29 protein-coding genes are annotated in these 24629 nt (G+C 53.0%); 9 read left to right on the forward strand and 20 right to left on the reverse strand.

Features of this window, described 5'->3' with window-relative positions:
• Positions 1-33: 33 nt before the first annotated feature.
• The 10 genes from AC3CB2_RS15000 to AC3CB2_RS15045 form a co-directional block, all read right to left on the reverse strand.
• A complete protein-coding gene (locus AC3CB2_RS15000) occupies positions 34-828 on the reverse strand; it encodes a DeoR/GlpR family DNA-binding transcription regulator (protein ID WP_352933821.1) in 795 nt (264 codons plus the stop codon).
• A 69-nt stretch (positions 829-897) separates the two neighbouring features.
• Positions 898-1392, reverse strand: a complete 495-nt coding sequence (locus tag AC3CB2_RS15005) for a GNAT family N-acetyltransferase (RefSeq protein WP_008548018.1) — start codon at positions 1390-1392, stop codon at positions 898-900.
• Positions 1377-2087, reverse strand: a complete 711-nt coding sequence (gene bluB / locus AC3CB2_RS15010) for a 5,6-dimethylbenzimidazole synthase (RefSeq protein WP_008547373.1) — start codon at positions 2085-2087, stop codon at positions 1377-1379. Before bluB ends, AC3CB2_RS15005 begins: the two co-directional genes overlap by 16 nt.
• Complete coding sequence (locus tag AC3CB2_RS15015) at positions 2084-2638, reverse strand: adenine phosphoribosyltransferase (RefSeq protein ID WP_037036260.1); 555 nt, start codon at positions 2636-2638, stop codon at positions 2084-2086. The genes bluB and AC3CB2_RS15015 overlap by 4 nt, the downstream gene beginning before the upstream one ends.
• 80 nt (positions 2639-2718) lie before the next feature.
• Positions 2719-3591 (reverse strand): S-methyl-5'-thioadenosine phosphorylase, encoded by an 873-nt coding sequence (locus tag AC3CB2_RS15020; RefSeq protein ID WP_352933826.1) that lies wholly within the window; start codon positions 3589-3591, stop codon positions 2719-2721.
• A gap of 145 nt (positions 3592-3736) precedes the next feature.
• Positions 3737-4579, reverse strand: coding sequence for a cytochrome c1 (locus tag AC3CB2_RS15025; RefSeq protein WP_008547549.1), 843 nt, complete (start codon positions 4577-4579; stop codon positions 3737-3739).
• A gap of 18 nt (positions 4580-4597) precedes the next feature.
• The gene (locus AC3CB2_RS15030; protein WP_008547360.1) at positions 4598-5854 is read right to left on the reverse strand and encodes a cytochrome b; all 1257 of its coding nucleotides are present in this window, start codon (positions 5852-5854) and stop codon (positions 4598-4600) included.
• Between the two features lie 23 nt (positions 5855-5877).
• Entirely contained in the window at positions 5878-6453 is a 576-nt protein-coding gene (petA, locus tag AC3CB2_RS15035; protein WP_008547658.1) for a ubiquinol-cytochrome c reductase iron-sulfur subunit, read from the reverse strand.
• A gap of 365 nt (positions 6454-6818) precedes the next feature.
• On the reverse strand, positions 6819-8657 hold the full coding sequence (locus tag AC3CB2_RS15040) for an ABC transporter ATP-binding protein (protein ID WP_352933829.1): 1839 nt from the start codon (positions 8655-8657) through the stop codon (positions 6819-6821).
• A gap of 73 nt (positions 8658-8730) precedes the next feature.
• On the reverse strand, positions 8731-9120 hold the full coding sequence (locus tag AC3CB2_RS15045; protein ID WP_008547746.1) for a hypothetical protein: 390 nt from the start codon (positions 9118-9120) through the stop codon (positions 8731-8733).
• A gap of 567 nt (positions 9121-9687) precedes the next feature.
• Here AC3CB2_RS15045 and AC3CB2_RS15050 point away from each other — a divergent pair.
• From AC3CB2_RS15050 to hemF, 4 genes are all read left to right on the forward strand, one after another.
• Complete coding sequence (locus AC3CB2_RS15050) at positions 9688-10143, forward strand: tRNA (cytidine(34)-2'-O)-methyltransferase (protein ID WP_008547433.1); 456 nt, start codon at positions 9688-9690, stop codon at positions 10141-10143.
• A 68-nt stretch (positions 10144-10211) separates the two neighbouring features.
• Positions 10212-10790, forward strand: a complete 579-nt coding sequence (locus AC3CB2_RS15055) for a DUF1176 domain-containing protein (protein WP_008547576.1) — start codon at positions 10212-10214, stop codon at positions 10788-10790.
• A 129-nt stretch (positions 10791-10919) separates the two neighbouring features.
• Positions 10920-11483: a DUF1176 domain-containing protein gene (locus AC3CB2_RS15060; RefSeq protein WP_352933832.1), complete on the forward strand. Its 564-nt coding sequence runs from the start codon at positions 10920-10922 to the stop codon at positions 11481-11483.
• A gap of 81 nt (positions 11484-11564) precedes the next feature.
• Complete coding sequence (hemF, locus tag AC3CB2_RS15065) at positions 11565-12476, forward strand: oxygen-dependent coproporphyrinogen oxidase (protein WP_352933834.1); 912 nt, start codon at positions 11565-11567, stop codon at positions 12474-12476.
• A gap of 71 nt (positions 12477-12547) precedes the next feature.
• Here hemF and AC3CB2_RS15070 read toward each other — a convergent pair whose 3' ends face one another.
• Both AC3CB2_RS15070 and AC3CB2_RS15075 read right to left on the reverse strand, forming a co-directional pair.
• Positions 12548-13138 (reverse strand): DUF2087 domain-containing protein, encoded by a 591-nt coding sequence (locus AC3CB2_RS15070; RefSeq protein ID WP_352933836.1) that lies wholly within the window; start codon positions 13136-13138, stop codon positions 12548-12550.
• 216 nt (positions 13139-13354) lie between these two features.
• Positions 13355-13762 carry a hypothetical protein gene (locus tag AC3CB2_RS15075; protein ID WP_352933838.1) on the reverse strand — a complete coding sequence of 136 codons (408 nt, stop codon included), beginning with the start codon at positions 13760-13762 and terminating at the stop codon, positions 13355-13357.
• Positions 13763-13848: 86 nt separating this feature from the next.
• Here AC3CB2_RS15075 and AC3CB2_RS15080 point away from each other — a divergent pair, with 86 nt between their 5' ends.
• Positions 13849-14421, forward strand: coding sequence for a TetR/AcrR family transcriptional regulator (locus AC3CB2_RS15080; protein ID WP_054784915.1), 573 nt, complete (start codon positions 13849-13851; stop codon positions 14419-14421).
• Here the strand turns inward: AC3CB2_RS15080 and fumC are convergent.
• Positions 14408-15814: a class II fumarate hydratase gene (fumC, locus tag AC3CB2_RS15085; RefSeq protein ID WP_352933841.1), complete on the reverse strand. Its 1407-nt coding sequence runs from the start codon at positions 15812-15814 to the stop codon at positions 14408-14410. The two genes, AC3CB2_RS15080 and fumC, sit on opposite strands and share 14 nt — an antisense overlap.
• A 241-nt stretch (positions 15815-16055) precedes the next feature.
• Here fumC and AC3CB2_RS15090 point away from each other — a divergent pair, with 241 nt between their 5' ends.
• The 3 genes from AC3CB2_RS15090 (at position 16056) to AC3CB2_RS15100 (ending at position 18727) form a co-directional block, all read left to right on the forward strand.
• Positions 16056-17180 (forward strand): AAA family ATPase, encoded by a 1125-nt coding sequence (locus tag AC3CB2_RS15090; RefSeq protein WP_352933844.1) that lies wholly within the window; start codon positions 16056-16058, stop codon positions 17178-17180.
• A gap of 2 nt (positions 17181-17182) precedes the next feature.
• Entirely contained in the window at positions 17183-18163 is a 981-nt protein-coding gene (locus tag AC3CB2_RS15095) for an EamA family transporter (RefSeq protein ID WP_352933847.1), read from the forward strand.
• 81 nt (positions 18164-18244) lie between these two features.
• Entirely contained in the window at positions 18245-18727 is a 483-nt protein-coding gene (locus AC3CB2_RS15100; RefSeq protein ID WP_352933849.1) for a PAS domain-containing protein, read from the forward strand.
• Here AC3CB2_RS15100 and AC3CB2_RS15105 read toward each other — a convergent pair.
• Positions 18724-19194: a MarR family winged helix-turn-helix transcriptional regulator gene (locus AC3CB2_RS15105; protein ID WP_352933852.1), complete on the reverse strand. Its 471-nt coding sequence runs from the start codon at positions 19192-19194 to the stop codon at positions 18724-18726. The two genes, AC3CB2_RS15100 and AC3CB2_RS15105, sit on opposite strands and share 4 nt — an antisense overlap.
• Positions 19195-19375: 181 nt before the next feature.
• Between AC3CB2_RS15105 and AC3CB2_RS15110 the strand changes: the two genes are divergently transcribed.
• On the forward strand, positions 19376-19807 hold the full coding sequence (locus AC3CB2_RS15110) for an organic hydroperoxide resistance protein (RefSeq protein WP_352933855.1): 432 nt from the start codon (positions 19376-19378) through the stop codon (positions 19805-19807).
• A gap of 78 nt (positions 19808-19885) precedes the next feature.
• Here the strand turns inward: AC3CB2_RS15110 and AC3CB2_RS15115 are convergent, their stop codons facing one another.
• From AC3CB2_RS15115 to AC3CB2_RS15140, 6 genes are all read right to left on the reverse strand, one after another.
• Positions 19886-20941: a TIM44-like domain-containing protein gene (locus AC3CB2_RS15115; protein WP_352933858.1), complete on the reverse strand. Its 1056-nt coding sequence runs from the start codon at positions 20939-20941 to the stop codon at positions 19886-19888.
• Between the two features lie 173 nt (positions 20942-21114).
• Positions 21115-21552, reverse strand: a complete 438-nt coding sequence (locus AC3CB2_RS15120; RefSeq protein WP_352933860.1) for a DUF1284 domain-containing protein — start codon at positions 21550-21552, stop codon at positions 21115-21117.
• A gap of 2 nt (positions 21553-21554) precedes the next feature.
• Positions 21555-22775 carry a CCA tRNA nucleotidyltransferase gene (locus AC3CB2_RS15125; protein ID WP_352933863.1) on the reverse strand — a complete coding sequence of 407 codons (1221 nt, stop codon included), beginning with the start codon at positions 22773-22775 and terminating at the stop codon, positions 21555-21557.
• A complete protein-coding gene (locus tag AC3CB2_RS15130; protein WP_208608786.1) occupies positions 22772-23044 on the reverse strand; it encodes a DUF6111 family protein in 273 nt (90 codons plus the stop codon). The genes AC3CB2_RS15125 and AC3CB2_RS15130 overlap by 4 nt, the downstream gene beginning before the upstream one ends.
• On the reverse strand, positions 23044-23664 hold the full coding sequence (locus AC3CB2_RS15135; RefSeq protein WP_008548117.1) for a CoA pyrophosphatase: 621 nt from the start codon (positions 23662-23664) through the stop codon (positions 23044-23046). Before AC3CB2_RS15135 ends, AC3CB2_RS15130 begins: the two co-directional genes overlap by 1 nt.
• Positions 23665-23691: 27 nt before the next feature.
• Positions 23692-24312: a DUF1285 domain-containing protein gene (locus tag AC3CB2_RS15140; RefSeq protein WP_425328950.1), complete on the reverse strand. Its 621-nt coding sequence runs from the start codon at positions 24310-24312 to the stop codon at positions 23692-23694.
• Between the last annotated feature and the right edge of the window lie 317 nt (positions 24313-24629).

Below are 24629 nucleotides of genomic sequence, written 5' to 3' on the forward strand. Positions count from 1 at the left end.
TCGTTCATTTTTATCGAAAAAGATTAAAATTTATCAACTATTCAAGAGAATGAAATCTTCGCTGTCAGCATCTTCCGAAATCGCATGAAAAACGCGAGCTTTTTTAAGATGATGCTCTATTTCAGAAAAACCTAATTCTCCATTATTATCAGTAATAAAGACATCTACACCTTGCATTGTTTGCGCAGTGTAGCGGCTGGGGACACCTAACTTAGAACTATCACTGAGCATCATAGTTTTCTTTGCACTACGCTGCATCAATAAGCTCGTTTCAGCATCAACCTTATGAAAATAACAGGCCCCTTTGTGAATGCACATGCTGGTGGGGCTCAAAATGGTCCAATCAACCTCCAGATCACGAATACGCGCCATGGTCTCTTCACCATGAAGCGCAGTCGTATGAGCAGTCAGCTTGCCCCCAATCAGCTCCACACTACACGCCCGGCTGTGCCGCACAAGGCTCTCAGCAATCAGCGGACTAGTGGTCGCAACGGACAAGTCCTTCTTCTCTTTCAAATGATTGGCAAAAAGGGAAAGTGTGCTCCCCGCCTCTATCAGAAGACGGTCACCATCCTTAATCAGGCTGGCCGCCAGTTTGCCAACGGCGTTCTTCTCTGCAAAGCGGGAATGCATGCGCACGCTGATGTCGCTCTCGGCGATGGCTTCATTGGAAACCAGCGAGTTACCCCGCACGCGCATGATGGCATTGTTTTCCAGCCCATCTACCGCATACAGGATCTCGTCGACAGAGCAATCCAGGACAGTGGCCAGTAAGGAGAGCCGTATCGTTCTATAGCGTCGCACCAATTCGATTATGCGGACGATCACAACACAACCCTCAGTTACAATTTTATTTAAACTTTCACAAAGTTAGTCAAAGACCGTTTGAAAGTAAAGCTAAGATCGATTCCCGGTTATGTCCCGACCAAAAATCACCTCATCACGCAACGGTATTCCGTGCAGACCTGTGACTGGTATTTCGGGTTTTAACTTACGTTCTTCATCGATGACGCCCTGAACGACTTTCTCTAAACGGAAGCTGCGTCTCTGATAAAACCGAAATGCATCCAGATTGTCGTTGGAAGTACGCACCATAATGCGGCCAATACCCTCTTTACGAGCGGCATCAACAGAGGCGTCCAGCAAAAGCGTTCCGATACCACCCCAGCGCTGCAACGAATCGAGAGTAAGGATCTCCCATTCCTGTTCACGTTTGATCAGCGTAATCATGCCAACCAGACGACCTTCATCCAGAGCAAGGTATCCTGGCAGCTTGGATGCATCCACCATCTCGCCATCAAGCAACTGCTCAGGACTGGTCCACCGGTTCACGAGCAGCTCAACAACCTGCTCTCGATCTTCTGGCTCAATTGCTCTTACTTGGATTGACACGAAGAAGACTCCTGTTTGGCTTCTGGCCTAACTAGATCAATATCTTTTAACATTCGCAATTCAGTGGCAGTACGTGCCTGCCAGCCGGTGCGTTGAAGTTCGGGCGTCAGGTTATTCTCAACCGGGTAACCAATGCACAGATAGGCTACGAACTTCCAGCTGTCAGGAACGCCAAACAGCTTTCCGACACCATCTGGATTGAGAATAGACACCCAACCAACGCCAATGCCTTTCGCTCTAGCAGCAAGCCAAAGGCAGTTAATTGCGCTAACACAAGAATAGGCCAGCGTCTCCGGCATGGTCTGCCGTCCCAGCCCAGCTCCCTGTGTTGGTTCAAGATCACAAAAAACGGCAAACTGCAGCGGAGCATCGGTCAAACCCTGCAGCTTGAGCTTGGCATAGCTCTCCGCACGCTCTCCCTTGTAGCCCGTCAGGGCCTCTGCATTTGCCTGTTGGAAATTGAGATAAACCGCCTCTCGGTTTGAGGGCTGACTTACCTCGATAAAGCGCCACGGCTGACTGTTGCCGACGCTTGGGGAAAGATCAGTTAATCGCAAAAGCTCTTCAACGGTTTCGCGATCAATCATGTCTTGCTTGAAATGGCGCACATCCCTGCGCCATTTCAAAAGCAATTCAAAATCTTGATTGAAGGCCTCAGAAAACTGCGGGCCTTGCTCTACAAAGGCGTCATTCAATGACCGGGAAACTCCACCAATGTCCTGACAGGAACGTCCAGAGCTTCCAGTTTTGCACGTCCTTGCAGTTCTGGCAAATCGACAATGAAGCAAGCTGCCACAATGTCAGCACCAGCACTTCTCAGCAGCTTCACAGCCGCTTCCGCAGTACCACCAGTCGCAATCAGGTCATCCACCAGAATAACCTTCTCACCCGGCTTCACAGCATCACAGTGGATCTCAATGGTGTCTGTGCCATACTCAAGCTCATACTCTTGCTCAATGGTCTTGAACGGCAGCTTACCTTTCTTGCGCACGGGTAGGAAACCAGCAGACAGCTGGTGAGCCACAGCACCACCCAGAATGAAGCCACGCGCTTCAATACCAGCAACCTGCTCAATCTTTGAACCAGCCCATGGCTGCACCAGTGCATCAACCGCACGGCGGAACGCACGAGGATCGCTCAGAAGCGTCGTGATATCGCGGAACAGGATACCTTCCTTCGGATAGTCCGGGATCGTGCGAATAGACGCGATCAGCTCCTCTGAGATTGTGTTCAGTGTGTCAGTCATGGTCATTTCCACGTTTTGAATTGCATTGTTTCAGTCAAAGGCCCTCCGTTCAGGGCCTTCAGGATCACTCAGGTAATCAGTTATTTTTTCAGCACACGTCCGGCAATAGCATCAAGCTTTGCAAGCAGCTCAGGATCTCGTTTGTCCTCAGCAGTCATAATCGCAAAGTCGAGCGCAGTGTTGGAGCCAATCGGGCATTGCTGATGTTCTCTCGGCAGTTTGCGGGCCACCGCCAGTACAAGCTTCTGAGCGCTTTCCACGTTCTCATGCAGAACCTTGATGATCGCATTGATATCGACATTGCCATGATCGGCATGCCAGCTGTCGTAATCCGTCACCATAGCCACTGTTGAGTAGCTGATTTCTGCTTCACGGGCCAGCTTTGCTTCCGGCATGTTCGTCATACCAATCACGTCACAGCCCCAGGAACGATACAGATGGCTCTCAGCTTTAGAAGAAAACTGCGGCCCTTCCATAGCCAGATAAGTCCCACCGCGGCTATACGTAAGGCCCTCTTCTTGACAGGCACCTTCCACCACATCCACTAGCAACGGTGAAACCGGGTCCGCCACAGAAACGTGCGCCACACAGCCAGTGCCAAAGAAACTCTTCTCACGGGCAAACGTCCGGTCAATAAACTGATCAACCAGCACGAACGTTCCCGGTGCATATTCTTCTTTCAAAGAACCACAGGCACTGACGGAAATCAGATCCGTCACACCAGCACGCTTGAGCACATCGATGTTGGCGCGGTAGTTGATCTCGCTCGGAGAATGTACATGGCCACGACCGTGACGCGGCAGGAAGACAACCTTCAGGCCGTCAATCTCGCCAATACAGACATCATCGCTTGGCTCGCCCCATGGACTTTCAATCCGCTCCCATCGGGCATTTTCAAAACCAGGAATATTGTAGAGGCCAGAACCTCCGATAATACCCAGAACCGCCTGCATATCGCTCTCTCCGCTTATAGCCAGTTTCAGTGCACTTTACCTGATTCAGTCACGTGAAGTTGGCACTACATCAAATCCAGACGCCAACCCCAAAAAAAAGGGCTACCCGAATAGGATAGCCCTTTTTGAAAGTATCGATGTGACCTTAGTGGTCTACATTGCTCCAGATCTTGCGCTTTGTGAAGTACAGCAAAGATGCAAACAGGATCAGGAATGCCATGACGCCGAAGCCGATACGCTTACGTGCTTCCAGATGAGGCTCAGCTGCCCACATCAGGAATGCAGAAACGTCACGAGCGTACTGATCAGTCGTCATTGGAGAACCATCGGAGTACTCAACCAGCTCGTCAGAGAGTGGTGGCGCCATTGCAAGCGTCTTACCAGCAATGAAGCCGGTGTTGTAGTACTGACCTTCTGGAACTTCAACGCCCTCAGGTGCTTCGTGATAACCAGTCAGCAGGCCGTAGAGGTAATCCGGGCCGTTTTCCTGATACTGCGTAGCAATATCCAGAACGAACCATGGGAAACCACGGGTCACTGCGCGGGCTTTAGCCATCAGAGAAAGATCTGGTGGGTAAGCACCGTTGTTGGAAGCACGTGCTGCCTGCTCGTTCGGGAACGGAGAAGGGAACTTGTCGAACGGCTTGCCTTCGCGCTCGAACATTTCACCTTCATCATCCGGACCATCTACGATGGAATATTCAGCTGCAAGAGCCTTAACTTCATCAACGGAGAAGCCAGGTCCGCCTTCCTCAGCGAGGTTACGGAATGCAACGAGGCTCAGACCGTGACAGGAAGAACAAACTTCCTGGTACACCTGGAAACCACGCTGCAGCTGCGCTTTGTCAAACTGACCGAAAGGACCAGCAAAAGACCAAGGCTGCTTCTCAACGTGCGGAGCATCACCAGCTGCCAGAGCTGGGCCTGCCACTGCAAGACCTGCAACAACAGCAAGTGCGCGAGCGCTTTTGAACATTAGATTTTTCATCTTTAAAATCCCCTGCCCTTAAGCCGCTTCGCCGGTTTTACCCAGCACTGCATCGTTGATTGAGTCAGGAACTTTCCGAGGCGTTTCGATCAGTCCGAGAACTGGCAGAACGATCAGGAAGTGAGCGAAGTACAGTGCAGTGAAGACCTGAGCCAGAGCCACGTATGGCTGTTCTGCAGGCATTGCACCGAGCCAACCAAGCATCACACAGGTGAAACCGAACAGCCAGAAGAAGAACTTGTAAACTGGACGGAAACGCGCAGAGCGAACTTTGGAAGTGTCGAGCCATGGCAGTACGAAGAGCACTGCGATTGCGCCAAACATTGCGATAACACCACCCAGCTTCGAAGGAATTGGGCCGATATCGAAAGTGATCGCACGCAGGATCGCGTAGAACGGCAGGAAGTACCATTCAGGCACGATGTGTGCTGGCGTTACCATTGGGTTTGCTTCGATGTAGTTGTCTGGGTGACCCATGTAGTTCGGCAGGTAGAATGCGAACCAGGAGAAGAAGATCATGAAGACAACAATCGCGAACAGATCCTTCATCGTGTAGTACGGATGGAATGGGATCGTGTCCTTCTCGGATTTTGGATCAACACCAACTGGGTTGTTGTTACCAGCAACGTGGAACGCCCAGATGTGCAGGATCACAATACCAACAATCACGAATGGCAGCAGATAGTGCAGTGAGAAGAAGCGGTTCAGAGTTGGGTTACCAACGGAGAAGCCACCCCAGAGCCATGTAGTGATGCTGTCGCCAACAATTGGGATCGCGGAGAACAGGTTAGTAATAACCGTCGCGCCCCACAGTGACATCTGACCCCATGGAAGCACGTAGCCCATGAACGCAGTTGCCATCATCAGCAGGAACAGCAGAACACCAAGGATCCAGGCGATCTCACGTGGTTCCTTGTAGGAACCGTAGTACAGACCACGGAAGATGTGGATGTAAACTGCAATGAAGAACATGGATGCGCCGTTCATGTGCAGATAGCGGATAAGCCATCCGTAGTTCACATCGCGCATGATGTGTTCAACAGAGAGGAATGCAAGAGTTTCATGCGGGGTGTAGTGCATCACCAGAACGATACCGGTGATCAGCTGCACAACCAGCATGAAGAATGCGATACCGCCGAAGGTCCACCAGTAGTTCAGGTTCTTCGGGGTAGGAAAAGCGACAAAGCTCCCATGAACAAGGGAGAGAACCGGCAAACGACGCTCAAGCCATTTGGCGCCAGCGTTTTGCGGTTCATAAGTAGAATGACCAGCCATAGCTGCCTCCTGAAGGGGTCACGTCAGCCGATTACGACAGTGTCGTCCGTGGTGAATTTGTAAGGCGGCACGAGCATATTCTCTGGAGCCGGGCCTTTACGGATACGACCAGCGGTGTCGTAGTGAGAGCCATGGCATGGGCAGAACCAACCACCGAACTCACCTTTGTTGTCGCCGTTTTTCTGGCCAAGTGGCACACAGCCAAGGTGCGTACATACACCAACCATGACGAGCCAGGCTTCTTTGCCATCGGCTGCGCGGTTTGCATCTGACGCATCCGCACCGTCTTCTAGGTTAGAGTTACGTGCGAACTGGTCTGGCAGATCAGAAAGCGGAACGGCTGCAGCTTCAGCGATCTCCTGCTCCGTACGTTGACGGATAAAGACCGGCTTGCCACGCCAAGTTACGGTGATGGATTGCCCGACTTCAACCGCAGAAACATCAACTTCAATAGAAGCCAAAGCGAGTGCAGATGCATCCGGGTTCATCTGATGGATAAAGGGCCAAGCCAGAGCTCCCGCACCGACCGCGCCCACGGCACCGGTCGCGATGTAGAGAAAATCGCGGCGTGTCGGTTCAGCCGTTTCCGTGTGTTCCAAGGTCGCGTCCTCTCGAAACAAAATTGAAAGAGATCACCTAAAAACTCTCTTGAGAGGACAGTACCCACGGCTAGTAAAACCAACCACTATCTACTCACTACAAAGAGCTGTAGGTGAAAATGCGCAAAATACGCACTTATATTGACGGATGCTATCTGCCACCAATGGTCGCACTTGTCTAGACTCGTTAAAAAATTGGGGACTTATTGTCGCAGACAATTTGGGCATAAGAGACAAAAAACAGGGACAATTGAGTTTTTGACACGTGAATATGAGTCAAAAGTCGAGTGGTTCGGGGACCAGAAGACGCAATTTCGCCCCGAACCACTTTTGGTTTAAACCGCTTGATTCCCTGTCAAGAATCCCTATTCAGCGGCAACTTGTGCAAGGAAACCGCCAGATTGGTGGTTCCAGAGGTTCTCGTAGATACCTTCGGATTTCAAAAGTTCCTCATGGGTACCCATTTCGACAATCTTGCCTTGATCCATGACAATCAGGCGATCCATTGCCGCAATTGTGGAAAGTCGGTGGGCAATTGCAATAACCGTCTTACCTTCCATCAATTCAAACAGGCTTTCCTGGATTGCAGCTTCCACTTCTGAGTCCAAAGCAGAGGTCGCCTCGTCCAGAACAAGGATCGGAGCATCCTTCAGCAGCACTCGTGCAATCGCCACACGCTGACGCTGACCACCGGACAGCTTCACACCGCGTTCGCCCACCAGAGTATCGAAGCCAGTCCGCCCTTCTGGGTCTTTCAGTCCCTCGATAAACTCCAGCGCATGCGCCCGGCGAGCCGCTTCCTGCGCCTCTTCGAACGTCGCACCATCTTTGCCATAAGTGATGTTTTCCAGAATAGTCCGGTGCAGCAAGGATGTATCCTGAGACACCACCCCAATATGCTGACGCAGACTTTCCTGTGTCACCGCGCAGATATCTTGACCATCAACGGTAATCCGACCACCTTCCAGATCATGGAAGCGCAGCAGCAGGTTCATCAGCGTAGACTTACCAGCACCCGAACGACCAACAATGCCGATCTTCTCACCCGGTTTGATATTCAGCGACAAGCTCTCAAGAACACCACTGCCCTTGCCATAATGGAACTTCACATCTTCAAAGCGGATTTCCGCATCAGAGACCACAAGCTCCTTCGCATCGTCCTTGTCCGTGACTTCCGTATGTCTGGAAAGCATACCCAGGCCATCCTGAACCGTACCGATATTCTCAAACAGACCAGCAACTTCCCAGAGAATCCATTGAGACATACCTTGCAGGCGCAATGCCAGACCAATAGCAATCGCGATATCGCCCGTCGTCACCAATGCGCCCTTCCAGAGCCAGATGGAAACACCACCAAGCGTCAGCAGAAGCAGATTGTTGATCACGGTCAGACAGATGTTCAGCAAGGTCACGTTCCGCATCTGGCGATGCACCGTGTTCATGAACGTGCTCATGGAGCCCTTGGCATAATCTTCTTCGCGAGAAGCATGCGAGAACAGCTTTACGGTCGAGATATTCGTATATGCATCAACAACATGGCCAGTCATCACAGACCGCGCATCTGCCTGCTTCTTGGAGATCCGCTTCAGCTTCGGCACGAAGATGTACATGACCAGGAAGTAAGAAGCCAACCAACCCAGCATCGGCAGCGCAAGGCGCCAGTCTGCGCTTGCAAGCACAGCAAGAGCAGCCAGGAAGTAAACAATCACATAGACAAAGATATCGACTATACGCGTAATAACTTCCCTGACAGCCAAAGAAGTCTGCATCAACTTGTTAGCGATACGACCCGCAAAGTCATTATGGAAGAAGCTCAAGCTCTGACGAAGTAATTGACGGTGCCCTTTCCAACGGATCAACATCGGATAGTTGCCGACGAGTCCCTGATGGAAGAACATCTCCCACACTGCTGAAGTAAGGGGCGAAATAATAAGTAGAACCGCACCCATCCAGATGAGATGGCCCCAGTTATCTGCAAAGAACGTCTCTGGATCTTCAGTTCCCAGCCAGTTAACAAGATCACCCATGAACGTAAATATAACCACTTCCAAAACAGCAATACCTGCTGCAAAGAAAGCAATAATCATAAGCAATAAAGAAACTGGCTTAGTATAATACCAGATAAAGCCCCAAAACTTACTTGGAGGAGTCTCTATCTCTTCCATTTTAAATGGATCAATAAGCTTCTCAAAATACGAGAACATGACAAATCCCAATTAAGATATTTGGTTTGCGAGCTGCGCTACCACGTCAACATGGTAAGAGGATGACGGCTGCTTACTGCAGCCGCTCATCTCGTTCGTATGGATCACGGTTATCGCGTGGAGAACCGGAAAAGCTCCAGATAACGCTGGCAATCCCGATACCTACGGCAAAAGCGCCAACCAAAGTGTCAACAAAGCGCCCCTTAAACAGGGAGCCAGCTTCATAGGTTCCGTTTGCTTTCACAATTTCAACCGCAGCCAACTCAGCGTAAAGCGTTGGAACAATTGTGAAAAATGCAATTCCGGCACTAATCATCAAGAACCAGAATGCGTGCATAAGGCTTTGAGAAAAAGTTACTTTTTCAGACCGAGCCGAACGCACATACCGGCCACCGTCGACCGGAATTTGAGATGCAGAACCGTCACGGGACGCGACCTGCGCCCAGATAAATGACGTAATCATTGGAGATACTCCGACAACATATGCATGCAGCCGCAGACGCAATTCGTCCGTAAAGAGGGCTACATTAAGAAAATACGAGCTAGTAAAGTGTTGGAAAGCCGCCGCTTAAGCGGAAACGGCAAATGCAATGCAGTTAGTGGGATGCATAGCGCATGCGCCTACTGCCGGGAGAACATTAGCGTTCACGAGCACAAATTCAGTATTCATGTATGTCTCCCTGGTTCCAACGTTAAAAATAGCTGATCGGGCGATCAGCAACTCGGAGAGTCTCGTCAAGTAAGAAGAGGGCTCTCGGCCGGTGCGAGATGCTTATACTCACAAAGGCGGAGACATGCCTAGCCCCAAAAATTCCGGAAAAACACTTTAGGGTGCACTGTATCTTTTTCGCAACATATATCACGAATTCCTATGGAACCTCTTGAATTTGATTAGGTTTCACCCAGCGAAACGCGCCACCTATCAACAAACTCTATGATTTTTCTGGAGATTTTCACCGGGTTCCTCTAGATGCCCAAGAGATGCTTCCATAAGCGGATCACGAAAAACTTACAGCGAGCACACTGCGCCATGCCAGATATTGCCCTTTATCAGCCAGACATTCCGCAGAACACCGGCACCCTGTTGCGCTTGGCCGCCTGCATGGATGTAACGGTGCACCTGATCGAACCGGCAGGCTTCCCGCTGTCAGATCATGCACTTAAACGGGCAGGCATGGATTACATCGAGCGCGCGAAGCTCCAACGCCATATGGATTGGGAGAGTTTTCGTGAATGGCAATTGGCGGAAAAGCGCCGACTTATCCTCATGACGACCAAGGGAACCCGCCCATACACCCAGTTCGCTTTCAAAAAAGACGACCTGATCCTGATGGGCCGCGAAAGCTCTGGTGTGCCAGAAGAAATCCATCAGCTCGCCGATTCCAGACTGTTGATTCCCATGAAGAACGGCATGCGCTCCCTCAACATGGCGGTTTCCACCGGAATGGTGTTGGGCGAAGCCCTTCGTCAAACAGATTGTTTTTGAATAAAATACAACCTAGACTAGGTGCGTTATTTATTGCGTTGCTTTGCGCTGTTTAGGTTTATTTTGCAATGTTTCAGAGTGTCTCGAGAAAAATTGCTCATCTATTCTCTGTTGCACTTTTTCTCGTTATCCCCCTGCCCGCTTTGGCAGGCGCTCCGATAGAGCCGGTACTTTATCCCAACCTGCACGACAAGGCAGAATTGGACCGGCACCTGCACCTGCTCAACCAGATATACCCCTGTGACTGGCATGATGCACACACACGGAGCGGGTATAACCTCTACGATCTAGGCAATGGCATTCAGGTGCTGGAGTTCTCCTGCACCGTGGGCCTGCATAATCTGGCGAACCTCTACATCCGCCGGATCAAGGGCAGCAAGCAACCAGCACAGCTCATCGCACTGCGTCGGCCCAAGGGGCAACCGGTCACCAGCAAGTACATCCTCTTTAACAGCTTCTGGGATCTCAACCGCGGCGCACTCACTAGCTTCACCGTAGACCGCGGCCTCTCCGATTGCGGCTCATTTGAAGTTCACCGCTTCACATCAGATGGCTATCTGGAACTCATCGAGTACCGCGCCAAGCGAAACTGCGACGGCAAGTTCCGCGAACCCACCGATTACCCATTGATCTACCCGGCCTTGTAACGCCAGCTAAACAGATCGTTAAAGCACGTCTGGAACTGGTAGCCCGCAGTAAACCAAGAGTTTTTAGGCAAGCGTAATCCGAAACCGGCATCCTCAGGCAAAACCACACCATCAGAGAGGAAAGCCGCCATGTCCAAGTCCCTGTACCCAGCACTGGCTGCTGCCCTCCTCTCCACCAGTTTGCTGGCAAACCCCACTCTGGCCGAGCCCATTGAGCCTGTGAGAGAAAACGACCCCAAAATCCTGAACCGCTATCTGGGTCTGTTGGATCAGGCCTATCCCTGCGATTGGAAGCAGGCTTACGACACCTTGGGCAACTACCGCCTCCAGTTTAGCAAAAACATCGAAGTGCTAGAGTTCGCCTGCTCCATAAGTCCGTACAATGAAGCCCATGTTTATGTGCGTGTGGACTCCCACAAACCACAGGACGCCGAGCTGCTGAGCTTCAAGCGCCCTCAGAACGAAGACAACGATGATCCGCATGTGGTCTTCAATGGCGTCTGGGACATTAAGACTGGCGATCTGACCAGTTTCATGAAAGGCCGCGGTTTAGGCGATTGCGGAACCTACGAGGTCCACCGCTTCACACCAGATGGCTACCCGCACCTTCTTGAGTTCCGCGCCAAACCGGAATGCGACGGCAACTATGTGCAGCCGGAAAAGTATCCCGTCGTCTTCACTCAGCCGCAATAACAGCACCCACCTCTCCTGTACTTCGCAGGCGCACTCCATTAAACAGAGCAACAAAGAAGATTTAGCGCTCTAGGAGGGACGATGAGCGACACACAGAACACGCTTCCGGCAGATCTGGAAGACAAGAAGAAAGAAGCCTCTGCGTGGTTCACTCAGCTGCGCGATAACATCTGCGCCGCGTTTGAGCAGCTGGAAGAAGAAGTAGGCGAACAGGACGGCCCACTCGCAGACCAGCCAGCCGGACGCTTTGAACGCACCCCATGGGAGCGTACAGATCACAGCGGCGGCCATGGCGGCGGTGGCGTCATGTCTTTGATGCACGGTCGTGTGTTCGAGAAGGTCGGCGTCCACGTTTCCACCGTGCACGGCGAATTCTCTCCGGAGTTCCGTGACCAGATCCCAGGCGCCAGCGAAGATCCTCGCTTCTGGGCCTCCGGCATCTCCCTGATCGCTCACATGCACAACCCAAATGTACCAGCAGTGCATATGAACACCCGTATGGTGGTCACCACCAAACAGTGGTTTGGTGGTGGAGCAGACCTCACCCCTGTGCTCAGCGCTCGCCGCACACAGGAAGACCCGGACACCATTGAGTTCCACGAGGCCATGAAAGCGGCATGCGTTGACCATCCGGGCGCTGACTACGATCACTTCAAGAAGTGGTGCGACGAGTACTTCTATCTGCCTCACCGCAAAGAAGCGCGTGGCATCGGCGGCATCTTCTACGACCGCCACAACACCGGCGACTGGAATGCAGACCTTGCCTTCACCAAATCCGTCGGCAACGCGTTCCTCGACATCTACCCAAAGCTGGTGCGTAAAAACTTCCTGACCCCATGGACAGTAGAGCAGCGCGAAGAACAGCTGGTTCGTCGTGGCCGCTACGTGGAGTTCAACCTCCTCTACGACCGCGGCACCATCTTCGGCCTCAAGACAGGCGGAAACGTCTCCTCCATCCTGTCCTCCATGCCACCCGTGGTAAAGTGGCCATAAGCCAAAACCGAAAGAGGCTCCCCGGCCCAAAAGTCGGGAAGCCTCCTGTCTAAATGGCAGTGAAAACCAGCTTAAGCGCTTGGTCGCACAATGAACGACATGGCAGAGCTGCCGCTTTCACTTTCCAAACGTCTCCCCTTCAAACGCTTAATCAGATCACGCGCCTCCAGCGGTGGTTGCTGCTCTTGCCGCCGGTAATCGGAACCATCCCGATTACGATGCAGCAGTCCAAGGCTAAACAGCTCGCGCCTCAGCAACGCGGGGTCTGCAAAACAATGGGCGTCATTGAGCACAGTGTTGATCTCCTTCTCCCGAAGCGATGCACCAGCCGGAATAAGAGACCACAACTGCCAAAGACAAAGCACCTGAACCTGCCGACGTGACGGCCAGCTGACCAGCCGCCCCGCCTTGTCAAACTGGTTCAGCCCACGCTCAACCAACCGATGATCCACCGTCTCAACAACCGGCTCCGTATCAAGGCGGCGTCCAGCGGAATGCGATGCTCTTAAATGTTGGAAGTTTTGAAAGCCCGCCGCTTTGGCGAGCATGTTCATCAGCTCCACATGAGAAGGAGCATCACCGCGTGACTTCATCTGGCGGGCAACACTGCGCGCAAACGTGGAGATATCAGGCGAACGAAGAGGGACCGGGACTCTCGACATTGAAAAATCCTCTCGAGCCGCATTTTACTTTTCGTGGTCGCTGACTTGCGAAGCGGCATCGGACAAGAATGTCGATTACTCTCGAAGTGAATGGCAGGTTTAGCTCCCCTTTCGGGGCAGCGACGCCTTGGGAACTGCCGACCTGCGCTGACAATAAAGGCGAATTCCGCAAAATGTCAACACGCAGAAGCTTTAGGCGTTGCCGGTCTCAACCACTCAGACAGCTGCCCTTTGCAAAGCAGGTGCGCGGCCCGCTGTGCGCAAACCCATCGCCACACAGCCAGCAATAATGATAAAAGAGATCCACTGTGGCATGTCCATCAGGTTACCCAGCTGAGAGAGGCCATAAGCGATAAACAGCAGGGTGAACCCGCCATATTGCCCAATCACTACCCAGGCAACACCCGCTGCCAACTCGCTCTTGAAAGCCGCAGCCAGCAGCAACACACCATTGACCAGCATCACCACCGTGATCCCGTGCCAGACCACTGACAGCACCGCGATCACCACAGGATGAAGATCACTGCCCAATACAGGATCATGGATCTCTGGCCCACCCAGAAACACATGCACCAACACCAGCAGTAAAGACAGTATTCCAGAAGCCAACAGCCATTTATTCATTGGAGTTCTCTCATTTCTGATTCCATACGGTAGCGTACGGTACATTATTGCTGGATCTTGTCAATACGGTAGCGTATGGTGGAAATATGACGGAGAAAACCAAACTCACAGCGCTTGATTGGATCAAAGGCGGCTTCCGCTCTCTGGCCTCTGACGGCCCGCAAGGCCTCAAAGCAGAAGTGCTGGCACGAAAGCTGAAGGTCAGCAAAGGCTCGTTCTACTGGCACTTCAAAGACGTCGCCGCCCTCAAAACCGCCATGCTGGACCATTGGGAAGAGCTCGCCACCCAGCAAATCATCGCGCAAGTGGATGCTGGCAGCCCCGACCCGAAACAGCGCCTCTATGATCTGATTGAGATTGCAGCAAGTGAAGTCTCTGAAGAATACGGCGCCAACGGTGTCTCAAACGCCCTGAGAAATTGGGCCCAGTTTGATGAGCTCGCCCGCGCCTACACCACCAAGATCGACCGCCGCCGTCTGGAGTATGTTGAGAGCCTGTTCTCTCAGGTGCCTCAAACCCGCAAACACGCCAAAATCAACGCCCAGATCCTCTACGCCACGCTGATTGGCGCAGAACAGCTGGATCAGGCAGACACAAAGGCCTGCCTGGCGCAAACGCTGGATATCATGATGGGCTCAGAGCGCCCTATCCCGGCCTGACCATCTTCTCAGGCCGCACCACCCGGTCAAACTCCTCCGCGGTCACATAGCCCAACCGAAGCGCTTCTTCTTTCAGGGTCGTGCCGTTCTTGTGTGCGGACTTAGCGATCTCGGTTGCCTTGTCATAACCGATCGTCGGCGCCAGTGCTGTCACCAGCATCAACGACCGCTCCATCAGCTCCTCAATTCGATCAAGGTTCGGCTCAATGCCAACCACACAACGGTCCGCAAAGCTCACCATGCAATCAGCAAGCAACTCGATAGACTGCAACAGACTGTTGGCAATCACGGGCTTGAACACGTTCAGCTCAAAATGCCCGGTCGCACCAGCCACGCTCACCGCAGTCTGATTGCCCATCACCTGCGCGCAAACCATGGTCACCGCCTCACACTGGGTTGGGTTCACCTTGCCCGGCATGATGGAAGAGCCCGGCTCATTGGCAGGCAGGCTGATCTCCCCCAAGCCGGACCGAGGCCCGGAGGCAAGGAAGCGAATGTCATTAGCAATCTTCATCAGCGAGCACGCCAGCGTGTTCAGCGCACCATGGGCAAACACCGCTGCATCATGGGTGGCCAGTGCCTCAAACTTGTTCGTTGCCGTCACAAACGGCAGGCCTGTCACCTCACTCACATGGGTGGCAAATGCACTTGCAAATTCGGGTGTTGAGTTGAGCCCCGTCCCAACAGCCGTGCCGCCCTGTGCAAGGCGATAAAGCCCCACAAGGCTCTGCTCAATGCGCTCCTTGGAATATTCCAGCTGTGCCACATATCCAGAGAACTCCTGCCCAAGTGTCAGAGGCGTCGCATCCTGCGTATGCGTGCGGCCAATCTTCACGATGTCAGAAAACGCTGCCACCTTGGCTTCCAGCGTGTCATGCAGATGGACCAGCGCAGGCAGCAGCACCTTGTTGATCTCACAAGCCGCCGCAATATGCATCGCTGTCGGGAACGTATCATTGGAGGATTGCCCCATGTTCACATGGTCATTGGGGTGCACAGGAGACTTGCTGCCAATCTGCCCGCCGAGCAGCTCAATGGCCCGGTTCGCAATCACCTCATTGGTGTTCATATTCGATTGTGTGCCTGAGCCCGTCTGCCAGATCACCAGCGGAAAATGCGTATCCAGCTTGCCGGAGATCACCTCAGTCGCTGCCTGACAAATGGCTTTGCCCAGATCCTCCGGCAAGCGCCCCTCTTCCATGTTCACTTTGGCAGCCGCCAGCTTCACCGCACCCAGCGCATGGATCAGTGCAGGCGGCAAATGCTCCCGGCCAATAGGAAAGTTGATCAGGGAACGTGCGGTCTGCGCGCCCCAGTACTTGCCAACCGGAACATCCAACACACCAAAACTGTCGGATTCCTGCCGCATGCTGTCAGAATCTTGAGCAGACATCGAAACTCTCCTCCAAAGCGCAGTTCCGAAAACCCTTGCGGTTTCCTGAAAGAAGAACGCAACAAACGAAGACACCAAGCAGTTTGAACAACCCACCCTTGAAGTAAAGAGTTACCTCAACCACAGGCGAACAAAACGTGAATTTCCGGTGCATGAACTTTCGGGTTCAATTTACAATCCCAATCCAACCTGCTTATTCTCAACCATACTTACCGAAGATATATCAAAAAAGTTTCACCTCATGGCCATGCCCCCTCTTTCCGCGATCGGCATAGAGAACTACCGGTCCGTACATAAGCTCTTCATGCGAGTTGGCGCCGTCAACGTGTTTGTCGGCAACAACGGCGTTGGCAAAACGAACCTTTACAAGTCTCTGGAGCTGCTCCAGCAGGCAGCGCTGGGCCGCATCACCCGCGCCGTCTCAGAGGAAGGTGGGGTGGACAGCGTCATGTGGGCGGGCGACCTGAAGACCCACGAAAAGAAGCGCATCATCCTGCGTGCTGATCTGGGGGATCTGTCCTACCGGATCGAGCTGGGCCTACCCAATCCGATCTCCGATCCTGCCCTACCTTATGAAACCATGGTCAGAGACGAAGAACTCACGCTCCTGACTGGCAAAAAGCCAGTCGTGCTGATGCAGCGCAAAGGCCCAAGTGCGTTCTTAAGATCCAGCAAGGGCGGCAAAGTCACTTACGACAACGAGCTGCTCCCCTCTGAAACCGCTCTCGCCAGCATCCGCGATGGCAGCCAGTTTCCTGAGTTGGATCTGGTGCGCCGCGCCATAACAGACTGGCGGTTCTACCATACATTCCGCAGTGACCGGGACAGCCTGCTGCGCCGTCCAAGCCCAAATGTCACTACACCGACACTTTCCTCTGACGGCAGCGATCTGGCAGCAGTATTTGCGACACTGAAGGAAATCCAAAAGGACACCTTCTTCCTGCAACAGGCAGTCGACGACGCCTTCCCGGACAGCAAACTGATCATTGAAGCCAACGGCCAGGATTGCCGCTTCGCACTGCAAACCCCGGAAATCCGCCGCCCCTTCCCGTCTCAAGAACTGTCAGACGGCACATTGCAGTATCTCGCCCTGCTTGGCGCCATGCTGTCCTACCGCCTGCCCTCCTTTATTGCCCTCAACGAACCGGAAGCCAGCCTCCACCCCGACCTGCTGGAACCGCTCGCCAAAGTTATTGCCAAAGCCTCAGAGCGCAGCCAGATTTGGCTCGTAACCCATTCTGAACAACTTGCTGATCATATTGCCAATCATGCAGGGGCATACCCAAGGCGCATTTATAAAGAAAACGGCCAGACCGGAATTGATGGCCTGAAAATCACCGGCGAGTTCGTCGGAGAGGAGTACTGAGTTTGACCCCCAAAGGTTTGATTGTCTGCCTTGCCACCATGGTAAGCTGGGCGTTTCTTATTGTCATAAGCAAGGGCCTGCTGCTCGCCTACAACCTCGACCCGTGGATCTTCACCATCATCCAGCTGATGTTTGGCGGCCTGTTCCTCATCGCCATCAGCCGCAAACTGGGCGCTACTATGGAAGCGCTCAAAAGCCCCTACACATGGGCGTATGGCATTGCCCGCGTCCTCTCCGCAGCCTGCTTCACAGCCTCATTGCTTTACATCAGCGCCGCAAACGCAGGTTTCTTCGGCCTCGTCTCCGTGCCGTTTTCAGCACTGGTCTTTGCAGTCCTGTTCTTCCGCCTGCCGTCCTTTCTGGAAATTCCCGGCCACATCATCATCATTCTGGGCGTTGTCCTGCTCATCTCCACGCTGGAAGGTACCTACTCCAACCCAGCCGTCTACCTGATGGTGTTCTCGGAGTTCGCCGTGGTCGCCTCAGTGGTCATCGCGGAGTTTCATCCGCAAAATCAGGGTGATGACCTACAGGAACGCGCCTCCCTCAGCGGTGTTATGCTGGTCGCCAGCGCCCTCATCATGCTCATCAGCCTCGCGGGCCTCTCCCTCTTCACAGATGGACCGGCCACTCAGAGCGCGTCAGACTGGACAAGCAACCTGCCCCTCATTGACCTCACTCAGGTCTGGAGCCCAACCATGTGGCTGGCAGCCATCGCCGTTGGCATCACCCTGCGCGGTGTCTCCATGTTCCTGTCCATGCAGGCCATCAATCTGGTTGGCAGCCAGAACTACGTCGCCACCATCGCTGCTCTGCCATTCACTTCTCTGCTGTTTGAGCTGATCGCAGACAAAGCCGACTACCTGCCTCAGGCGGTGCCCAATCCGATCACCATTCTGGCTGGGGTTATCATGACAGCCGGTTCTCTAGGCATTCTCTGGGCACGCCAACGCAAGTTCAAAGCAGCAGCCGCATTCTCTTAAGTCCGCGAAAACCCGACTATTTCTGAAAGCAATTGCTTACTCGCCTTCGCTAGAGTTCCAGCGAACAGCGAGTAAGCAGGCATGACTGACAATAATAACGAACTGCCCGAAGTCACCGATCAACGCATCTTGGAAGCATGGAAGCTGTCAGGCTGGGCGGATCGCCTGCTGGAAGAAGCAGGCATCGGCGTCACCATCATCGATAAAGACGGCAAGCTGCTCTACTACAACAAATGGGCTTCGGAAAATCTGGATCGCCAGCCGCGCCACATCGGGCACAACGTGAAGGAAAATCATCGCCGGTCCATCACCAACCCGCGGTTTGATGCCATGTTGCAGCTGTTTAGAGATGGCCGCAAAGACCCGGTGCGCTACGTGGCCAATCCATACGGAACCACCACCATTCTGGTCACCGTCTCCCCAATCCATATTGATGGAGAGCTCGTCGGCTTTTCCCAGTTTGTCTTGCTAAAAGAAGAAGTACAGGAGCTGTGCTGCCTGTTCGACCAGCATGGCCGTGATCCCTTTGAAAAGGATATGCTGCCCAACGGACCTCCGACCTAGCTGGAAACCTTGTCTTTGGCCTCAGTCAGCATCTCCTGAATGCCGTTGAGCTGACTAACCAGCTGCCGGATTGTCTCCACGGGCACATCCAGATTGGAAAACGCGCAGTGCTGCACATCAATCACGCCATCACTCAGACCCCGTCCCTCTTTGGTCAGGCTCACAATCACCTGGCGCTCATCTTCTTTGGAGCGTGTGCGGGCAATATATCCCATCTCTTCCAGACGTTTCAGCAAAGGTGTCAACGTGTTCGACTCAAGGAACAAACGCTCCCCCAGCTCAGAAACGCGCTGATGATCTTTTTCCAAAAGAGCAAGCAAAGTAATGTACTGCGGATAGGTGACACCAAGCTTCTTCATCACCGGTTTATAAAACCGATTGAAGGCATGATTTGCTTTATAGATGGCAAAGCACAAATGCTGATCTAATCCAAAGCCTTGAAATTCTTCTGATTTCTTCTCGGCCATCACCGTATTCCAGTCCTGAGTAACATCCTCTTTCCCCGTTCTACCCATCAAGACAAAAGCCGTCAAACTAAATCGCACACGATTAATTCACGTTTTGATTGACAGCACCCTACATTTCTTCTTAACTATATCGTACAGGATTTAATCGTGCACGATACATAACAACAACGAGGAATACGAAATGCCAGTAGACGTTCTTTACGAAACAAACGCAGTTGCCACAGGTGGCCGTGATGGCACTGCAAAAACAAAGGACGGTGCTCTGGAACTGACACTTGCAACGCCAAAAGAGCTGGGCGGCGCAGGTGGAGAAGGCAACAACCCTGAGCAGCTGTTTGCTGCAGGTTATGCTGCCTGTTTCATCGGAGCTATGAAGTTTGTAGCGTCTCAGCAGTCCGGCGTGACTTTGCCAGCAGACGTTAATGTTGAATCAACTGTTGGCATTGGCCCACGCTCTGAAGGCGGCTTCGGTCTGGAGATTGCATTGGCAGTCACCGTACCGGGCATGGACAAGGCCAAAGCAGAAGAACTGGTCGCAGCGGCCCATGAGGTCTGCCCTTACTCAAACGCAACACGCAACAACATCGATGTAAAGCTTTCTGTCACAGTCTAATAAGCACACAACCCATCGAACCACCAAAAAGAAAGGGGCCTTTGAGGCCCCTTTCCTATTGCATAATGTCTGCTGTGATTAGCCAGCCTGCTGGATCGCAGAGAGCTGCCAGTTTTCGCCAGCACCGCGAATAAAGGTCCAGATCTCGGTCCGCTCTTCCGGCACATCAGCGTTGCCTTCAACAACCTTATTGGTCGCACGCTCACGCATCACATCAATGGACTCATAGCGCATTGCGACAGACGCATAGTCCTTGTCGCCTTCACGCCATGCTTCAGTCAGATCACCCTGTAACAACTTGATGTCGCGCACTTCGTTGACCAGACCGTTGGAAGCCGCTTTGCCCAGCTCCTCTGCAAAGTAGCCCATGATTTCAGGCGTCGCGATCTCACGGATCTTGCCGTAGTCCTCAGAACCATACGCAGTCCAGACGGTTGTCAGCAGCGCTTCAAACGCATCGAAGTCATCCGCAGTCAGACCAATTTCGTCATCAGCTTCAGTTGAGAACGCAGGCTGCTCTTCAAACTGAGGCGCCTGACCACCACCAAAACCGGTGTTTGGAATGCCGGAGGAACCTGAGCGACGTGGCGCATCCTGCGCACCGGCATCATTAAAGGTGAACGGCTGGTTCTGCTGTGCCTGCTGCTGATGATGCCCATAAGCACCGGCAGCTTGCGGCTGTTGACGGCTCCGCAGGAAACGCATCAGCAACATGATACCGCCACCAATCAGAAGCGCCTGAACGATCAGCCCAAAGAACCCGGCCATTCCGCCAAAACCAGTGCCGAACAGCATGCCGAGCAAACCACCCAGTGCCAGACCGCCCAGCATGGAGCCGAGGAATCCACCACCAAAGAGGCCACGACGCTGCTGACCTGCAGCTGCCTTGGAAGCCGCCGCAGCATTCGACTGCTGAGCGCCGGTGTTGGTGCCGTTGTTTGGTGTCATGGTCCGCTGAACCGGAGCTGTCTTCGGCGCAGTCTTGGTCGCTTTCGGCGCAGAGTAGCTGCGAGAGCCACGGCTACCAAAACTAAACCCACGCTTCGCCTCAGCAAAATCCGCAGTCACGAAGATCAGACCGATCGAAAACACCAGCAAGGTCAAAAACCTTGGAAACTTATTCAATGCAAGCATGTAACCCCTAAACCTGCCCGTAAACTCATGTTGCACCCCATATGGGGGCATTCTGTTAAAATTTGAAGACCAAAGCGTATTCGCGAAAAGTAGAAATCGGTTTTCGAAGGACAATACGCACTGCTGAGAAACTCAGAGACCGTTTAAGTCCCTCAAAACAAAAGCAAACCGCCTCAGTGATGTTTTGGATTGCGCAGAAGAACTTTTTCATAGCCAGATGAGGCAATTTCAGCGCAAAACTGCACCCACTCGCAGTTTTCACAGGCTCTTCTGAAATTTCCCTCAGCATATGCCTCCCGCATTTTGCCGATCAGGCGCGAGTTCAACACCAGCTCATCCCCCACATGCAGCTCAGAACCCAAGATCTGTGAGGCCAGCTTCACCGCCGCTTTGTCCCGCTCCACCACACTGCAGTTGAAGCAATGCGGCTCAGTCTCCTCGCGGATCAAAGTCGCGCAAATCTCATCCGGCCCATCCACCAGTTCAACCGGTTCCCCAGCATTCAGCCGCTTCACCACAGCTTTGTAGTTTTTGGAAAACGCAGGCGAGTAACCATGCCCGATGAACGTGAGCACACAAAGCAGATGATGACCACGTAGCTTCACGCTCATGGTCAGCCCGCCTTATCTTCAACGGCAGCTTTCACCTTCGCCAGCAACTCCTCAGCAGAGCATTGATAATCAGCAGAAGCCCAGATCTGCTGCGCCAGCTTCATGGCAGCACCCATCTCTGGCCCGGCAGGAATACCACCAGCAATCATCATTTTGCCAGTCAGCGGAAAGCCCGGGATTTCCCAGTTCTGCGCAAATGCCAGCAGCTCTCTCAGCACAGCCTCATCCTGCAGAATACCGTTCATCCACGCCGTCAGAACACCATCAACAACCGCATCAGCTCCATGCGCAACCAACAGTGCCTTCAGCTCTTGCGTTTGATGACCGGAGACACACAAAGCCTTTGCAATCTCAGCAGCAACCTCAATCCGCTTTTTCTGCGCATTGGAAAGCCGCAGATGCTGCGAAACATCTGCTCCCGCAACACCGCCGAGCCTCAGCACAGGATCTTCCGCAGCTACCGGCAATCCTTCCAGCTCAAGCAACCGTGCAACACGAACACTCGCAGCGTCCTCACCCAGAATAAGCTGCAAAATACCGCCCTGCTCCATCAACTCCAGAGCATCCAGAACACGAGGCGCGCCAAGCGTTCTCAGCACTTCCTTGGTGATCCGTTCTTTGGAAAGATGCGACAGCCCCTCCTTCAGCTCAACACAGGCCGCATAGCCATCTGCATTGATCTCTCCTTGCCCATACGTGGCAAAGAACCGGAAGAACCGCAGAATGCGCAGGTAGTCCTCGCGAATACGCGCTCGCGCATCGCCAATAAACCGCAGATGTCGGTTGAGGCAGTCATCCAACCCGCCCAGCGGATCAAACAGCTCACCGTGCCGATCCACGTAAAGCGCATTCATGGTAAAGTCGCGCCGCTGCGCATCCTTCACCCAATCACGCCCGAACTTAACCGTCGCGTGGCGGCCATGGGTCTCCACATCTTCACGCAGACACGTCACTTCAATCGGCTGGCTCTCAATCACCAGCGTCACAGTGCCATGATCAACACCGGTCGGGATCGCCTTCACACCAGCAGCGTCCGCTCTGGCCAGAACCACATCCGGCAAAGCAGTGCAGGCGATGTCCACGTCATCCACCACTTCACCCAGCAGGGAGTTCCGCACGGTTCCACCAACTGCACGGGCCACATCGCCGTCCTGTTCCAGAACGTCAAAAGCACGCTGAACAGCAGAGCTATCCAGCCAGCCTCTTTGTTGTAACTTGGTCATTTCTGAGGTGTCTCGTATCCACCCGGAACAAACTCGCCATCAATAATCTGCCCAGGCCGGTATTGTGACCCAAGCGGTGCGTGGCCTGTTTCAGCAAGCAACACCAGACTGGCGATAACAAGAGCGATGCCTGTGATGCTCAACCACAACATCGGGCCATCGCGAAACCGCTTGTCACTCTTTGCCTTGCGCACAACCATCACCCACACCGCGTAGGCAATGAAAGGAACAAAGAACAACAACCCATGTGTCAGGAGCATTCGTATCATCAGGCATAAACCCTATTATAAAGCACGCGCAGGATGCCAGCGGTGACACCCCATATGTAACGCTGCTCAAATGGCATGGCGTAATAGTAACGCGTTTTGCCTCTAAATTCTCCGCTTTTTTTCTGATGGTTCTCAGGATTCATCAGGAAAGACAAAGGCACTTCAAACACTTCATCCACTTCCGCCGGATTGGGTGAGAGGATCAAAGGCGGTTTGACAGTGGCCAGAACCGGCACAACTCGATAACCGGAACCAGTGTAATAGTGTCCAAGATCACCCACGATCTCCACCAGATCAGAATCCAGCCCAACCTCTTCATGGGCCTCTCGCAAGGCTGCACCGATAGGGCCATCATCTTCCGCATCTATCTTGCCACCGGGAAACGCAATCTGCCCGGCATGAGAGCGCAAGTGAGCGGTGCGCTGTGTCAGCAAAATGGAAGCCTCGGCACCACGATCAACAATCCCAATCAGCACCGCAGCATCACGCACCTTGTCCAGATCCTCCCCATAATCCTCAATCTCCGGATTGAGAAGGTGATCACCAGCCGGCTCGTAGGATTGGCCGTCCAGCCGATCCAGAACCCGGGATCTGAAATTTTCTGCTGTAAACTCAGACAAGATTATGCGCCGTCCTAATGTGTCTTTCTAAAATCCAAGGTTCTGCACGGTGTCCACCACAAAGAACTCACCATGGCTTTCGATGCCAACAACCCGTCCCTCTGGGCTTTCCCGCTCCTGCAAATGCGGAGCAAGCTCATGCACCAGCGTACGTGCAAACAACGCTTCCAGCCGGTCACGAACAAGAATGTAAGGTTTCAGCCCGCCATCTTCCTGCCTCTGCACAAAGCGCAGCGGATGCTCTGGCCCGGCTTCAACCACATCACCGCAGTTGGTCCGAATGGTAATCACCTGCTTTCCGTCCTGCTGGTGAATATCCATCTCCACAGCCACAAATGGTGCATCTTCGACAGTCAGACCAATCTTCTCAACCGGCGTGACTAGATAGTACTTTCCGTCTTCTTCCTGCTTCAACACAGTCGAAAACAGATGTACCAGAGCCTCGCGCTGAATAGGCGTGCCCATGTAGTACCAGGAGCCATCCCGCTTGATCTGCATATCCAGATCTCCGCAGAAATCCGGGTTCCACAAATGGATCGGCGGCAAGCTCTTGGATTTTCCCGCACGCGAAATCAAAGCCTGAAGACCTTTCGGCATCTCCTTGATTTCCGGAATGCTCTTTTCTTTAAGTTCAGTCACCACGGTCATTCTACCAGTACATCTGCACCATTATGGGGGTAATATGGTGTCACAGAAGCTCTAACGCTACCCTCACCACAAGCCAACGCCAAGTTATACCTTTGCGATAAGCCCCCCTCGCAAAAATCAGCGTACCTTCCATCACCACATTTCAAGCACGCAATGCTCCCAGAACTCTCAAGTCTTACGTGACTCTCAAATCTCAGGGAAAAAGGTATTCTCCGCCTCAAGACTCACCAACTGTTCACAAAAATACCGTTAGGGTAGCTTCAAACAAGAATGTAAACCCAGGGATGCTCTGACCCCAATCATATGAAAACTTTGAA

Source organism: Pseudovibrio sp. SCP20 (genome assembly GCF_057774105.1).